12 protein-coding genes and 1 pseudogene are annotated in these 15,139 nt (G+C 75.5%); 8 read left to right on the top strand and 5 right to left on the bottom strand.

From position 1 onward, the window contains the following. Position 1: 1 nt before the first annotated feature. Entirely contained in the window at positions 2-3,037 is a 3,036-nt protein-coding gene (locus VG276_27535; GenBank protein HEV8653040.1) for an AAA family ATPase, read from the bottom strand. 132 nt (positions 3,038-3,169) lie between these two features. Here VG276_27535 and VG276_27530 point away from each other — a divergent pair, with 132 nt between their 5' ends. Next, complete coding sequence (locus VG276_27530) at positions 3,170-4,885, top strand: acetolactate synthase (GenBank protein HEV8653039.1); 1,716 nt, start codon at positions 3,170-3,172, stop codon at positions 4,883-4,885. Positions 4,886-4,945: 60 nt separating this feature from the next. After that, positions 4,946-5,812 (top strand): oxygenase MpaB family protein, encoded by an 867-nt coding sequence (locus VG276_27525; GenBank protein ID HEV8653038.1) that lies wholly within the window; start codon positions 4,946-4,948, stop codon positions 5,810-5,812. A gap of 192 nt (positions 5,813-6,004) precedes the next feature. On the opposite strand, the gene VG276_27520 is transcribed toward VG276_27525, so the two are convergent. Next, a complete protein-coding gene (locus tag VG276_27520) occupies positions 6,005-6,259 on the bottom strand; it encodes a hypothetical protein (protein HEV8653037.1) in 255 nt (84 codons plus the stop codon). Positions 6,260-6,323: 64 nt separating this feature from the next. Between VG276_27520 and VG276_27515 the strand changes: the two genes are divergently transcribed. From VG276_27515 to VG276_27505, 3 genes are all read left to right on the top strand, one after another. Continuing rightward, on the top strand, positions 6,324-6,677 hold the full coding sequence (locus VG276_27515; GenBank protein ID HEV8653036.1) for a hypothetical protein: 354 nt from the start codon (positions 6,324-6,326) through the stop codon (positions 6,675-6,677). A 210-nt stretch (positions 6,678-6,887) separates the two neighbouring features. After that, the gene (locus VG276_27510) at positions 6,888-7,484 is read left to right on the top strand and encodes a L,D-transpeptidase (protein HEV8653035.1); all 597 of its coding nucleotides are present in this window, start codon (positions 6,888-6,890) and stop codon (positions 7,482-7,484) included. Between the two features lie 202 nt (positions 7,485-7,686). Beyond that, positions 7,687-9,612 (top strand): SEC-C domain-containing protein, encoded by a 1,926-nt coding sequence (locus VG276_27505; protein ID HEV8653034.1) that lies wholly within the window; start codon positions 7,687-7,689, stop codon positions 9,610-9,612. Positions 9,613-9,701: 89 nt separating this feature from the next. On the opposite strand, the gene coaA is transcribed toward VG276_27505, so the two are convergent. Beyond that, a complete protein-coding gene (gene coaA / locus VG276_27500) occupies positions 9,702-10,703 on the bottom strand; it encodes a type I pantothenate kinase (GenBank protein ID HEV8653033.1) in 1,002 nt (333 codons plus the stop codon). Positions 10,704-10,832: 129 nt separating this feature from the next. Between coaA and VG276_27495 the strand changes: the two genes are divergently transcribed. Next, positions 10,833-11,789: an aldose 1-epimerase gene (locus tag VG276_27495; GenBank protein HEV8653032.1), complete on the top strand. Its 957-nt coding sequence runs from the start codon at positions 10,833-10,835 to the stop codon at positions 11,787-11,789. 29 nt (positions 11,790-11,818) lie between these two features. Here VG276_27495 and VG276_27490 read toward each other — a convergent pair whose 3' ends face one another. Then, positions 11,819-12,109 carry a hypothetical protein gene (locus tag VG276_27490; GenBank protein HEV8653031.1) on the bottom strand — a complete coding sequence of 97 codons (291 nt, stop codon included), beginning with the start codon at positions 12,107-12,109 and terminating at the stop codon, positions 11,819-11,821. Positions 12,110-12,240: 131 nt separating this feature from the next. Between VG276_27490 and VG276_27485 the strand changes: the two genes are divergently transcribed. Next, positions 12,241-12,786 (top strand): transposase family protein, encoded by a 546-nt coding sequence (locus VG276_27485; GenBank protein HEV8653030.1) that lies wholly within the window; start codon positions 12,241-12,243, stop codon positions 12,784-12,786. Positions 12,787-12,852: 66 nt separating this feature from the next. Here the strand turns inward: VG276_27485 and VG276_27480 are convergent, their stop codons facing one another. Further along, the gene (locus VG276_27480) at positions 12,853-13,923 is read right to left on the bottom strand and encodes a hypothetical protein (GenBank protein HEV8653029.1); all 1,071 of its coding nucleotides are present in this window, start codon (positions 13,921-13,923) and stop codon (positions 12,853-12,855) included. Positions 13,924-14,799: 876 nt separating this feature from the next. Here VG276_27480 and VG276_27475 point away from each other — a divergent pair. Next, positions 14,800-15,139: pseudogene (locus VG276_27475) on the top strand (transposase).

Genomic DNA, 15,139 nt, shown 5'->3' with positions numbered 1-15,139 from the left:
GCTAGGAACCCTCGCCGTCCAGACCGAGCCGGTGGGCCGTGGCGGCCGCCTCGACCCGGGTGTGGACGCCCAGCTTGGCCAGGATGTTGCTGACGTGGACGCTGGCCGTCTTGGGGCTGATGAACAACTCGCCGGCGATCTGGCTGTTGGACCGGCCGGCGGCCACCAGGCGGAGGACCTCGAGCTCGCGAGGGGTCAGGCCGGCGGCCGCCGGGCTGGGTGCCATGGCCGGGCCGAGGTCGAGGCGGGCCCGGCGGGCGAGCGCCTCGACCGCGGCCCGCAGCGGCTCGGCGCCCAGCCGCACGGCGGTGGCGTGGGCCGCGCGGGCCGCGGCCAGGGCCTCGTCGCGCCTGCCCTCGGTTTGGGCCTGGTCGCGCCTGCCCTCGGCCAGCAGCGCTTCGGCCAGGCGCCAGCGCGAGCGCGCCTCCTCGTACACGTAGCCGTAGGCGAACGCGTCGGCCGCGGCCGCCCAGCGCTCCGGGTCGGCCCGGCCCTCCAGTCGTGCCCACTCGGCCTCGGCCCGGGCCAGCCAGGCGAGCGCCTCCGGACCGACCTGGCGACCCGCCTCGCGGGCCCGGGCGAGCGTGGTCCGGGCCCGGTCGAGCAGGTCGGCGCCCGCGGCCCTGATCTCGGCCAGCACGGGCTCGTCGGCGGCGGGTGCGGTCCCCAGGCGGGCCCTGGCCTGCTCGGCCCGGTCGGCCTCGGCGGCCAGCCCCAGGGCGGCTGGCCAGATGGCGCTGAGCGTCCATGCTTCGCCGGGCGCGCCCGCCCCTGCCAGGGTCGAGCAGGCCAGGGCGCTGGCGCGCTCCGGGTCGCCCTGCCAGCGGGCCAGGTCGGCGCCGCAGCCGCCGGTGAGATAGGCCACGTAGCTGTCGTGCTGCCGCAGCGGTTCGAGCCGGGCGAGCCGCTCGTCGGCGCTCGGGCGGCCCCGGCCGACCTCCACGTACAGGGCGGCGGCGGACAGCGCGCCGGCCGCCGGGCTGCGGTCGTCGATGGCCACCGCCAGCCGCTCGGCCTGGTCCCAGTCCCCGGCCTCGTAGTAGGCGACACAGCGGAGGAGGCGGGCGTCGACGCCGTACGGGTTCCAGGTCAGGCCGGTGCGCTCGGCCAGCTCCACGGTGTCGTCGAGGGCGGCGCAGGCGGCGGCCAGGTCGCCGACGTCCAGCTGGAGCCGGGCCAGGTGGCACTGGACCCGGAGCTCAAGGGGGCGCGCGCCGGCGGCGGCCGCCTTCTGGCGGGCGTCGCGCAGCAGCGAGGCAGCCTCGTCCAGGTCGTCGTGGCGCTGCGCCAGGAACGACAGCGAGATCAGCGCGTAGGTCTCGTCGCCGACGCTGCCCGCCTGCCTGGCCACCGCGAGCGCCTCGTCGCACCAGCCCCGAGCTTCCTGGTCGCGGCGCGCGAACACGAGGGCGTGGGCGAGCGCGGCGGTGACCCGGGCCCGCAGCGGCGTCGGAGGGTCGGCGGGCACCAGCTCGACCGCCCGGCGGCAGGCGGCCACCGCGTTCTCCCGGTCGTTGACCTCGACCAGGTAGTCGCCGAGGTGCTCGTAGGCCACGGCCGCCCGCAGCGGCGCCGCGCTGGCGTCGACCGAGGCCGCGGCCTCCTCGGCCAGGGTGGCCGCCCGCCGGAACTCGCCCGAGTTGCTGGCCGCCTCGGCCGCGCGCAGCAGCAGGTCGACCCGGTCGACCCCGGCCACGGCGGCAGCGTCGGGCACCCGGTCCCACAGCTCGATCGCCTGGGTGAGGTGGCGGTAGGCCTCGGCCGGGGCGGACACCGCGGTGGCCTCGGCCGCCGCCCGGACCAGGGCGCCGAGCGCGCCGGGCAGGTCGTGGCTGGCCAGGCTGTGCCAGGCCAGTTCGGCGGCGGGCCCGCCAGGACCCGTGCCGTCCGCGCCGGGCTCGGCGAGCAGGCGCGCGTAGGTGGCGTGGAGCCGGGTCCGCTCGCCTGGGAGCAGGTCGCCGTACACGGCCTCCTGGAGCAGCGCGTGGCGGAAGCGGTAGCTCTCGGCCAGCGGGTCGGCGACCAGCACCTGGCTGGCGATCGCCTCGCGCAGCCCCTGCTCGAGCTCGGGCTCGGGCCGGCTGGCGGCCGCCGCGAGCAGCTGGTGGTCGACCCGGCGCCCGGCCACAGCCGCCACCTTGAGGACGTCCCGGGCCAGCTCGGGGAGGGCCTCGACGCGGCCGAGGAGCACGTCGGTCAGGGCCTCGGGCAGCGCGACCTCGGCCCGGACGGCACCAGCGGCCATCAGCTCCTCGGCGAAGAACGCGTTGCCCTCGGAGCGGGCCAGGATGCGGTCGACCACGGCGGCCGGGAGCCGCTCGCCGGCCAGCGCCTCGAGGTGCTCGGCCAGCTCGTGCCGGCTGAACGGGGGCAGCTCGACCCGCTCCAGATCAGGCACCCGGACCAGCTCGGCCAGCAGCGGGCGCAGCGGGTGGCGGCGGTGCAGCTCGTCGGAGCGGTAGCTGGCCACCAGGCAGACCCGGCCGCTACGCAAGGTGCGGACCAGGAAGGCGAGCAGGCCGCGGGTGGAGCGGTCGGCCCAGTGCAGGTCCTCGATGACCAGCAGCAGGGGGGCGAGCTCGGACAGGCGAACGAGCAGCGACAGCACCGCGTCGAACAGCTGGACCTGCTCGAAGCCGTCGTTGGAGGGCGGACCGGGCCCGACGGGGTGCGGGCCGTGCGGAGGCTCCTCCCCGGCCTTGGGCAGCAGCAGGCCGAGGCCCGGCACGGCAGCGCCCCAGCCCTGGACCAGCTCGGCCTCGGCGGGCCGGGCGCCGAGGTCGCGGAAGGCGTCGACGAAGGGGACGTAGGGCAGCCCCACGTCGCCGACCTCCATGCAGCCACCGACCAGCACCCGCACACCACGCGCCTGCGCCCGGCCGGCCAGCTCGGCGAGCAGGCGGGTCTTGCCCACGCCGGCGTCCCCGGCCACCAGCCCGACCGTGGGCCGGCCCTGCTCGGCCCGCTCGAGCACGTCGAGCAGCCGGCCGAGCTCCTCGGCCCGGCCGACGAACGCGGGACTGGTCGCGGTTGCCATGCCGACAGTATCGCCTGCCGCCGCGACGGCGAGCACGCGGCGCGGTCAGGCTCCGGCAGGGTCGCGTGGCCGGCGGCCCGGCGCCCGACCGTCTAGCATCACTGTCGGTGCGGTGCGGCGGCGGAGGTGGGCGTGGGCGAGGCGGCAGGGACGGCGCAGGCCGTCGAGGGGCATGGCGGCACCCTGGCCGTGGCGGTGGCCAGGCGGCACGGGGTCGACACGATGTTCACGCTCTCGGGCGGGCACGTGTTCCCCCTCTACGACGGCGCCGTGCACGCCGACCCGCCGATGCGGCTGGTGGACGTCCGCCACGAGCAGACCGCCGTGTTCGCCGCCGAGGCGACCGCGAAGCTCACCCGTACGCCCGGGCTCGCGGTGCTCACCGCGGGACCGGGCGTCACCAACGGCGTCAGCGCCGTGACCACGGCCTACTTCAACGGCTCGCCCCTGCTCGTCCTGGGCGGCCGGGCACCGGCCGGGCGCTGGGGCACCGGCAGCCTGCAGGAGCTCGACCACCCGCCCCTGCTCGCCCCGGTGACCAAGCATGCCGGCACGGTGGGCGAGGTCGCAGGCCTGGCGGCAGCGGTCGACCGGGCCCTGGCGCTGGCGGCCGCGCCCCACCGCGGCCCCGTCTTCCTCGACGTGCCCATGGACCAGCTCTTCTCGTTCGCCAACGTGCCGATCCCGCTGCCGGCGGAACGCCAGCCGCTGGCCCCCGACCCCGACGCGCTCGCGGGCGTGGCCCGGCTGCTGGCCGAGTCGGAGCGGCCGGTGCTCGTGCTCGGCTCCGACGTGTGGGCCGACCGGGCCGAGGACGCGGCCCGGCGCGCGGCCGAGGCGCTCCGGCTCCCGGTGGTCGCCAACGGCATGGGCCGCGGGATCGTGCCGCCGGGCTCCGGGCTGCTGGTCACCCGTGCCCGCTCGGTCGCGCTCGGCTCGGCCGACCTCGTGGTCGTGGCCGGCGCGCCGCTGGACTTCCGGCTCGCCTACGGCTCGTTCGGGGGCGCCTCAGGCGCCCCGCCGGCCCGGGTCGTGCACCTGGCCGACGCGCCGAGCCAGCTCGCGCGGCACGTCGACCTGGCTGGCGCGGCCGCCGGCGACCTGTCGCTGGTGCTCGACGGGCTGGTGGAGGCCGTGGAGCGGCTCGGGCGCCGGCCGGCGCCGGCCGGCGGGGCGCCTGCGCGGGCCGCGCGCGGGCCGGCGCAGGCCGGCTGGCTCGAGCGCCTGCGGGGCGCGGCCCGGGAGGCCCAGGAGCGCGACCGCGAGCTGCTCGACAGCGACGCCGACCCGGTCCACCCGGCCCGCGTGTACGGGGAGCTGCGCCGGGTCCTGGCCGACGACGCGGTCGTGATCGGGGACGGCGGCGACTTCGTGTCGTTCGCCGGCAAGTACGTCGAGCCGGCCCGGCCGGGTGGCTGGCTCGACCCGGGCCCGTACGGCTGCCTCGGCACCGGCCTGGGCTACGCCGTCGCCGCCCGCCTGGCCCGGCCCACCGCCCAGGTCGTGCTCCTGCTCGGGGACGGGGCGGCCGGGTTCTCCCTGATGGACGCGGACACGCTCGTCCGCCACGGCCTGCCCGTGGTCATGGTCTGCGGCAACAACGGCGCCTGGGGGCTCGAGAAGCAGCTGATGCAGCCTCTCTATGGTTACGACGTGGCCGCGGACCTGCAGCCGGGGTGCCGGTACGACCGGGTCGTCTCCGCCCTCGGCGGCGCCGGGGAGCTGGTCACGACCCCGGACGGCATCGGGCCGGCGCTGCGCCGCGGGTTCGACTCGGGCGTGCCCTACCTCGTCAACGTCGTCACCGACCCGAAGGTCGCCTACCCGCGGGCGACCACCGGCATCTGACCCAGGCCGCCCAGCCCGGCGCGGCCCCGGACCGGATCGGGCCGACGTATCGTGGATGCCATGCGCGACGGTGAGCCGGACGCCGGACTGTTCGGGCCTGGGAGCGTCTCCTGGCAGGTGCTGCGGGAGGCGTCGGTCATGGTCGGCGGCGTGCGGGCCCTGCTCATGCACGCCGCCCACCCGCTGGTGGTCGCGGGCGCACGGCAGACCGGCATGTACGAGCGGGACCCGTGGCGACGGCTCGAGCGGACCCTGCGCCAGACGTTCACGGTGGTGTTCGGCACCAGGCAGGAGGCGGCTGCGGCCTCCAAGCGGATCGACGACGTCCACCGGGCCATCAGGGGCGTGGACGGGGTGACCGGCCTGCCCTACGACGCGCGCGATCCGGAGCTGCTGCTGTGGGTGCACGCCTGCCTGGTCTCGAGCTTCCTGCACTTCGAGCGGCTGACCATCGGCCGGCTCGACGACGCCGGGCGGCAGGCGTTCCACGTCGAGCAGATGGCGACCGTGGAGCCGCTCGGCCTGCACGCCGACCGCATCCCCCCCACCTTCGCCGAGCTCGAGGCGTACCTGGACGGCGTGGTGGCGAGCGGGATCCTGCGGCCCACCGACGGCGCCCGCTCGGTGGCGGCGCTGGTCCGCGACCCGCCCGCCGGGGTGCCACGCCGCTGGCTGTGGCGCATGGTGAGCTTCCTCGCCTTCCACAGCCTCCCGCCCGAGCTCCGCACGCTGCACGGCGTCACCCACACCCGCCTCGACGAGCTCCGGCTGCGTGCGGTCTGCGGCGCGATGCGGCTCGACCGCCCGCTCATGCCGCCGCCGGTGCGGTTCATCGCCCCCGCCCTGCTGGCTGGCGCCCGCCTGCGCGGCGAGCAGGTGCGGGTGGCCGAGGCCGGCCTGTTCCTGGAGGGCCGCGGCAGGCGCTGAACCGGCGTCCGCAACGAAACGATCACACTCTGCGCATCGGGCCCCAGCCAACTTGCTTCGCGCCCATCCCGAGGATTTGGATACACGCCCCTTTTCCTACCAGAGAAGATTGATCCGGTCATCTAGGGCACAGCGACTCATCTAGGACTAGGACGCAGCGACCTCCCCCGCCCCCCCGGGCCGCCGCACCCTTCAGAAGGGATCCCCCGTGCGCAGAATCCTCCTCGTCCTCGTCGCCGCGCTGGCCCTCCAGCTCTGCGTGGCCCAGGCGGCGTCGGCCGGAACGACCTCCACCGCGGCGCCGACCAGCACCGCCGCGCCGACCAGCACGACCGCGCCGACCAGCACGACCGCGGCGCCCAGCAGCACGGCCGCACCGACCAGCACCGCGGCGCCGACCACTGGGGCGCCGACCACTGGGGCGCCCACCACGACTGGGGCGCCCACCACGACGGCTCCCGGACCCATCGGCGTCGGGACGTTCGCCCGGACGCCCGCCAGGGGTCCGGCGTTGACGCAGATCGAGGTCGCCTCGATCACGCCCTGCCCCGCGCCCGAGGGCGCCGACGCGCCCGAGGCCAACGTGGTCCTGGTCGACCCGCAGGACGAGACCGAGGCGGGCCTGCTGGCTGACGGTGTCTTCCCGATCGACGGCACGGGCGCCTGGAGCGGCACGCTGACCGTGCCGGCCGGGGCCGCGCCCGGCGGCTACCTGCTCTTCGCCGCCTGCTTCCCCAACGCCGACCTCGACAGCGAGCTGTACTTCCTGTACCAGCCGAACATCTTCACGGTCACCCCGACGGGCGGCGTGGCACCGGCACCGCCGGCGCCGCCGGTGCAGTTCAGCCCGGACTTCGCAGGCTGACGGGTCCGGGTCGCGGGCATGCTCGCAGCAGGCAACTCCCGGAGGCCGGCACGCCGCGCCGTGGCCCTCGCGCTGCTCGGCGCGTGCGTGGTGGCCTCCGGCTGCTCCCCTGCCAAGCGGCCGCCGGGGCTCCCGGCGGCCCCCCCGGGAACCACTGCAGCCACGCCGGACTGGAGCTCGCTTCGCGAGAAGCGGCCGGCGACGCCGGCCGTGAGCACGGTGGCCCAGGCCCGCGTGCGCCGGGTCGCCGTCTACGCGGCGCCAGGCGCGCCGGCGCCGGCGCGGGCGCTGGCCAACCCGCAGCCCTCGGGCGCCCCGCTCGTCTTCCTCGTCCGCCAGCGCCGCGCCGCCTGGCTCCAGGTGCTCCTGCCGGTGCGGCCGAACGGCAGCACCGGCTGGATCCGGGCCGGTGAGGTGCGCCTGGCCCAGCACGACTACCGCATCGTCGTCGCCCTCAAGGCCCACCAGCTCACCGTGTACCGCGGCAACCGGGTGGTCGAGCGCGAGCCGATCGCGGTGGGCAAGCGCGACACGCCCACCCCGGGCGGGCTCTACTACACCAAGGAGCTGCTACGGGCACCGGACCCGACCGGCCCGTACGGCCCCTACGCCTACGGGCTCTCCGGCTTCTCCAACGTGCTGCGCAGCTTCGCCGGCAGCGACGCGGTGATCGGCATCCACGGCACCAACGACCCGGGCGCGCTCGGCCACGACATCAGCCACGGCTGCATCCGCATGAGCAACGCCGGCATCACCAAGCTGGCCAAGCTGCTCCCCCTTGGCGTGCCGGTCCAGATCGTGGCGTAGCCCCCCCGCTCCTGACCCTGTGGACGAGCACGTCCGCGCCGCACGAACGGGCTGTATGGTGTCCCGGTAGCGGGGCCGGGGACCGGCCAGCCCGTGGGAGCAGGCAGCCCGTCGGAGCAGGCAACCCGTCGGAGCACCGGGGCTCGCCGCGCCACCCGAGCCCCGCACCAGGCAGCAGCTCGACCCTTGCCGAGGAGCGCATATGGACTGGGAACGACATGCCACCCGTCTCTGCGAGCAGGTGCTGGCCAGGGAGGGGCCGCTCGCACCTGAGCAGCTCGCCCGCCGCCTCGCAGCGGCCGGGCTGCGCCTCCCGCCCGACCCGGGGCCGTGGCTCGAGATGCTGCTGGACGACGCCGACGGCCTCTACCACCTGCCCGACGGACGCGTCGCCAGCCTCGACGCCCTGCTCGACGGCGTGACCGTCACCCACCGGGTCACGGCCGGCGAGGTGGCCGACGGCGTGGTCGCGGTCGAGCCCGACCTCACGGTGTTGCTCGCCGCCGCCGACGCCGACGACAGCGGCGCCCTGGCGCTGGCTACCGGTGGGAGCGTCGAGGTCGCCCCAGCCGGGGAGCCGGAGAGCGGCGTCGGCAGCGACCACCCGCTCGCCGACCAGTGGGTCGCCACCGGGCCTCCCGGCTGGCTGGGCGCTGCGGCCCCCGGCGACCTGCTGGCGTTCCGGCTCGCCGCCGGGTTCCTGCATGTCAGCCGGGCCGACGCCGACCCCGAAGGCGGCGAGGCGGCCGGCAAGCGGCTCGCGCACGCCTTCGAGGCGGCCGGCGGCGACGGCGAGCCGGTCGAGAGCTCTGCGGTCGTGCTGATCGCGCGGGCCGACGCGCCCGCCCTGCTCGACCGCCCGCTCCCCCCAGTACCCGAGCTGCTGCGCCTGTTCGCCGGGCTCGAGGTCCGCGGCGAGTGGGTCGGCACGCCGGGCACCGACTGGGCCGAGGTAGAGGCAGACGCCCTGGCCGAGGACGAGGTCCGCGCCCTGTTCGGGCTCGACGACGAGGGCGTCGAGGCGCTGGGGCTGCTGCTCGGCGCGTTCGAGCTGGCCCGCCGCTCCGGCCTGGAGGCCGCGGTCGCCGAGGACGAGGAGACGCTGCACGCGCTCGCCCATGCCATGTCCTGGCCAGGGGTGGCCGAGGCGTTCGTGAGCGCGACCTTCGCCAGCGATCCCGACGAGGAGCCGCTGGCCCGCGAGCTGGCCGCCACGCTCGTACCCGCCTGCGACGACGCGCCCGGGCCACGGTTCGTGCTCGCCCGCTGCGCCGAGCACCGCGGCGACATCCTCGCCGCCGAGGCCCACCTTGCCGACGCGCTCGAAGCCGACCCCGACGACGAGGCTGCCCTGCTGGACGCGGCCTGGTACGCCGAGGACCGGGGCGACGCGGCAGCCGCCCTCGCCTACCTGCGCCAGACCGAGGTGGACCCCGACGACAGGACGGTCGCCCGCCTGGAGCGCTTCGCCGCGACCGGCCCGGCCAGCACCGGACGGAACGAGCCCTGCCCGTGCGGCTCGGGCCGCAAGCACAAGGTCTGCTGTGGCCCCCGCAACGGCCATCCGCTCCCGGACCGGGCCAGCTGGCTCTGGCACAAGGCGGTCACCTTCCTGCTCCGGCCCGGCCAGCGCATGCGCCTGCACGACGTCGCGGTGGCCAGGGCTGGTGGCGACCCCGAGGATCCGGCCTGGGTGGGCGCGGCCCTGCACGACCCCGTGGTGCACGACCTCGGGCTGTTCGAGGCAGGCGGGCTCGCGGCGTTCCTCGATGCCAGGGGGGTCCTGCTCCCGGCCGACGAGCTGGCGCTGGGCCGCAGCTGGAGCGGCCGTCGGCGCAGCCTCTACGAGGTCGTCGAGGCCGGTCCCGGCGAGCGCCTCGGCCTCCACGACCTGCGCACCGGCGAGCGGCTCGACGCCACCGCCACCAGCCAACCCCGCCCGGGCGCCGGACAGCTCCTGTTTGGCCGGGTCGTGCCCGCCGGGCTCGACCACCAGCTCATCCTCGGCTCGGTCGCGGTGCCCGGGCCCCTCCGCGACCCCCTGCTCGCCCTCCTGGACGCCGACCCGGGCCCGGTCGAGCTGGCCGCCTGGTTCGCGGCCGCCAAGACCGATGGCCCGCCCGCCTGACCCGGTGCACTCCGGGCACGGTGCGGCCCATGGCATCACGACCGCGCCGCGCACCACGAGCGCACCGGCGGAGCAGGATGGCGTGGCGGTCAGCGGCGGCGGAGCAGGACGCGGCGCACCAGGTGGTCCGGGCCCTTCTCCAGCACAAGTGAGGCTCGGTCGCGGGTCGGCCGGATGTTCTCGGCCAGGTTGACCGCGTTGACGGTCCGCCAGATCCTCGCTGCCGTGGCGCGGGCCGCGGCGTCGTCGAGGGTGGCGTAGCGGTGGAAGTACGACTCGGGGGACCGGAAGGCGGTCGCCCGCAGGGCCAGGAACCGCTCCTCGTACCAGCGGGCGACGTCGGCCTCCTGGGCGTCGACGTAGATCGAGAAGTCGAAGAAGTCCGACACCGCCAGACGCGGCGGTCCGGGGCGATGGGGCTGCAGGACGTTGAGGCCCTCGAGGACGAGCACGTCCGGCCGCCTGACCAGCCGGACCTCACCGGGCAGGACGTCGTAGGCCAGGTGCGAGTAGACGGGCGCGGCAACGGCTGGCCGGCCCGCCTTCAGCGAGGCGAGGAAGCGCACCAGCCGCGGCAGGTCGTAGGACTCCGGGAAGCCCTTCCGGGCGGCCAGGCCGCGCTCCTCGAGCACCCGGTTCGGCAGCAGGAAGCCGTCGGTGGTGACCAGGTCCACCCGCGGGTGGGCGGGCCAGCGGGAGAGCAGCTCCCGCACGATCCGCGCGATCGTGCTCTTGCCGACCGCGACGCTGCCGGCGATGGCCACCACGAACGGCGCGGCCGGACCCGCCTCGTCGCCGAGGAACCGCGCAGTGGCGTCCCCGAGCGCCTGGTGGGCCTGGACGCGCAGATCGAGCAGGCGGGACAGCGGCAGGTAGACCTCGACGACCTCCTCCAGCGGCATGTACTCGTTCACCCCCCGCAGAGCGGCGAGGTCGTCCTCGGTGAGGGTGAGCGGGGTGGCGGCGCGCAGCGCCGCCCACCGGGTGCGGTCGAACGCCAGGTACGCGGCCAGAGGGTCCTGCCCGTCCGGGTCCGTCGGCCGGTCCGGGTCCGCCGGCCCGGCCAGGCCGGCGTCGGGCTGCTCCACCATGGAGCGCACGCTACGCCATCCGTCCGCAGGGCGCCCTGACACCGCCGCTCGGGGCCTGGCCAGCCCGGGGTAGGCTGCTCTGCGGCGTGCGAGAGGCTGCGCCGAGGTGAGCACGCGAGGTGAAGTGCATTGACCGGGACAGCATCGGCGACCGAGGCGGCATTGGCCCGCGTCCACTCCTGGCAGGGCACCGCCGCCGTCACCCTGGCTGCTGGCGACCTCTCCGCCACCTTCCTGCCCGAGCTGGGCATGCTCGGCGCATCCCTCACCCTGCGGGGCGAGGAGCTGCTCGCCCTGCCCGGTGGCCTGGAGGGCTACCGGCAGGGCCACGTCACCGGGTTGCCCCTGCTCGCGCCCTGGGCCAACCGGCTCTCCACCCGCCACTACCGCGCCGCCGGCGTCGACGTGGACCTGGACGGCGTCGAGCTGCACACCGACCCGGGCGGCCTGCCCATCCACGGGACCGTGACCGCCCACCCCGGCTGGCACGTCACCCGGCTCGACACCAGCGGGAGCCGGGCGGTCATGGCCGCGCGGCTCGACTACGGCGCCTGGCCGGAGCTGCTGACCGCCTTCCCATTCCCCCACGCCATCGAGGTCGAGGCGGGCGTGGACGGGACCGCGCTGACCGTCACGACGACCCTGCGGCCAAGCAGCGACCAGGCCGTGCCTGTCGCGTTCGGCTGGCACCCGTACCTGCGCCTGCCCACTGGCCCGCGCGACGGCTGGCGGCTCGTCCTCCCCGACCGCGAGCACCTCGAGCTGGACGCACGCGGGATCCCTACCGGTGCGTCCACGGCCGAGCCCGCCGAGCAGGAGCCCATCGCCGAGCGGACCTTCGACGACCTCTACGCCATCGCCGGCGACCGCGCGGTCGGACTCGAGGCGGAAGGCTGGCGACTCGGGGTCCGGTTCGAGCAGGGCTACCCGTACGCCCAGGTGTTCGTGCCCCCCGGCGCCGAGTTCGCCTGCCTGGAGCCGATGACCGCCCCTACCGACGCGCTCACCGCCGACGCGTGCCCCCTGGCCGACCCGGGCGCGGTGTTCACCACCCGGTTCTCGATCACGGCCGAGCCGGCCGGGTGACAGCTGGGCCGTGCGGGGGGCCGGCCCGGTCACCCCCGGAGGCTGTCGAGGTTCACGACGACGGCCTCCTGGGTGCTGCGCGATGACCACCACCGCCTCCTCGTCAGGCGACGGGGTTCCCCGCGGGGGCCGGGTGCGCCCGCCGGGTCATGACCGCCGAGCTCGCCGGCCCGTGGACCGCCGCCCACCAGGGCGCACTCCAGCAGCGCCGCGGCCACCCGCGCCGGCGCGCCGCCGGCGCCGGCCCCCACCACCAGCTGGTCTTCTGCGACCGGGTCCTGGCCACCCTGGTGCACCTGCGCTTCCAGCTGCCGCACCACGCCCTGGCGGTGCTGTACGGGGTGGACCGATCCACCATCACCCGCGCGGTCCACGAGATCCGGCCGCTGCTGGCAGCGCGCGGCTTCGCCGTCCCCGGCCTGCCAGCGTGCGGCTTAGGACCTCAGCCGACGTGTTCGCCTACGCCGCCTGCGAAGGGATCCAGCTGCGCCTGGACGGCACCAAGACCCAGGTCCGGCGGCCACGGGCCAACCGGGCAGGGCGGCGGGCGTTCGTGTCGGGCAAGCGCAAGCACAACACCAGCAAGACCACTATCGTCTCCGACGGGCAGGGTCGGACGCTGTGGGCCGGGGCGGTACGCCCAGGGCGGATGCACGACCAGACCGCGGTCAAGACCGAAGGCATCGGGGACCTGCTGCGCCAGCATCCCACCGTCAACGCCACCGTCGACGCCGGCTGTCAGGGGCTGGCCAAGGCGTTCGGCGGCCAGGTCCACGCGCCGCCACCCAAGCCGCAAAAGGACGCGCCTGCCGAGGAGGTCGCTGCCTGGCAGCAGGCCCGCAAGCAGCAGTCCTCCCGGCGGATCTGCGTCGAGCACGCAGGCGCCGAGCACAGGCAGTGGCGGGCGCTGCAACGCTACACCGGGCGTCGGGACTACTACGCCCAGACGCACCTGGCCATCGCTGGGCTGGTCTCGGATCGGGCCGCCTGCCGCTGATCGGCCAGCAGCCCAAGCAGGCAGGCCAGCACACCCCAACCCCAATCGCGCACCAACTCGTAAGCGTTAGCGCCCGGCGATCCGCAGCACCGTGCCGGGGTTGGCGACCGACACCCAGACGGCGCCCTCGGTGGCCGCGACATCGATGGGGTGACCGCCGACGGCGATCGTCTCGACGGCGCGGTTGGTCTGCGGATCGATGCGCACGACCACCACGTCCTGAGGCTCACCGTCTGAACGGTAGTCGCTGGTGACCCAGACGCCGCCGGCGCCGACCGCGAGGTTACCGGCGCGGAACCCGATCGGGATCGGCGACCCGACCACCCGGTTCGTCGTGGGGTCGATCCGGGACACGGAGTTGTCGTGCCAGTTGCCCACCCAGGCCGCGCCCGCGCCGTAGGCGACCCGGTGCGGCTCGGACGGCACCGGGATGTCCGCCACGACCTTCCCGGACTCCGCGTCGATGCGGGTCACCGTGCGGGCGTCATGGTTGCCGACCCACAGCGACCCGCCACCCACGACGAGGCTCTGCGGGCTGGCGCCGGTTCTGACCGGCCGGCCCGCGAGCCGGTTGGTCTTGGGGTCGATCCGCGCCACGCTGTCGCCGCCGCCGCCGGAGTTGGTCACCCAGACGGCCCCCGGCGTGGCCGCGACGTCCAGGGGCGCCCGGCGGACCGTGATGGTCGCCACCGTGCGGCCGCTCTCCAGGTCGACCCGGGTCACCGCGTCCTCGCCCGCCACGCCGAGGTCCCCGGGGGCGACGCTGGCCACCCACAGCGCCCCTTGGCCGACGGCGATGGCCTCAGCGTGCGCAGGGACCCGCAGTGGCTCGCCGACGACCGCGTTGGCCGCCGGGTCGATCCCAACCACCGCGCTGGCGGCGTGTACCCAGAGGATCCCGTCGGCCACGGCCATGCTCCCGGCGCCGGGAAGGGGGAGGACCGCGGCGAACCGGTCGCGGGCGAAGGCGGGCACGGTGACACCGGTGGGCGTGGGCGGCGGCTGGGTCGATCGCGGAGTGCTCCGGGTGTCGGCGACGCCGGAGCACCCGGCTGCGGCAAGCAGCACCGCGATGACCAGCGTCCGCCAGCATGGACCGCGACGCGGCGACGGCCGGAGATTGGCGGGGGTCGGCATGGCGCACCTCCCAGGCATGGCATGGCTCCAGAGTGCTCTTCCTACACGGGATGCACCCGGCCGGTTCCCCTCGACCGGAACGAGGCCCTCCTGGGTCCGCTGCAGGGGCAGCCGGCCGGGTAGGAGGACGTTGGCGGCCACGCTGGGGATGGGGACGCATCGCATGCGCGTGTGGCCTCGCGGGTCGTTGTGGTTGCAAGCTCCAATGATCCGCGTCTGCGAGGCGATTGCATCGGCGATTCCAGATCGCCTTCATCCACGGTCACAAGCAGAACGTGCGACACGAAGCGGCACGCTACGAGTGGAAGCACCGATAGGAGGATCGACTGATGTCGAAGGTGTAGTCCCGGGCCAGTGTCCAAAGCCCGTCCCCACCCCGGCGTGCGTCGTGGGTAACCGCGAGGTGCGAAGCCCGGGGACAAGCCCAAGGGCCCCATCCCGTCCGGGGCAACAGGCAAGGGGAAGACCGACGGGGTGAACACCAGTGAACTGCCGCACGCCTCGTCACGTAAGGCCCCGACAGACGGGACGCTGTAGCGGGGTGCAGGACTGGCTGCTGGGAAGCAGCAGGCGCCGACCGGAGGGTTCTGGCCGGTCGGGAGGACACCGCCGTCCCGGGGTAAGGCAGCACCCGACCCGGTCGTAGCTCGTGCGCGCCGAACGTGGCAACCCCGTTGAGATCCAGGCCGTGCCTGGTAAGCCGACCGCAAGGAGAGCCCATTGCTCAGCGGGCACAGGATGATCCAAAAGCCAATGCCGGCAGCCGAAAGGCAGCAGGAAGCCGGGGCACCATGGCCGACACCTCCGCCGGTCGCCCCGCAGAACTGGCCGGCTACAGGCTGATGCCTGGACTCGAAAGGGTGCCGACAGGATCAGGTGAGCCTCCAAGCAGCGCCGCCACACGCGTCAGTACGGGCCTGGGCGGCCGGGCTGGACGCGCTGCACGAGCGCATCGCTGGCCGGTTTGCCCGAGCCGAGCCACCGCGCGCTGGCCTACCTGCAAGGGCTGCTCGGGGGGTGTGGCACGCAAGAACGGCTGGCAACTGGCCGAGCAGGCCGGTGAGCGTACCCCGGACGGGATGCAGCGGCTGCTCAACCAGGCCCGTTGGGACCCGACGAGGTCCGCGACGACCTGCGCGCCTACGTGATCGAGCACCTGGACGATGTGGCTGCGGTGCTGGTGGTCGACGAGACCGGCTTCTTGAAGAAGGGTCGC

This window comes from Actinomycetes bacterium (assembly GCA_036000965.1).
Lineage (GTDB): Bacteria > Actinomycetota > CALGFH01 > CALGFH01 > CALGFH01 > DASYUT01.
The sequence above is the reverse complement of the archived record's forward strand: the minus strand, read 5'-3'. Positions and strand labels throughout refer to the sequence as shown.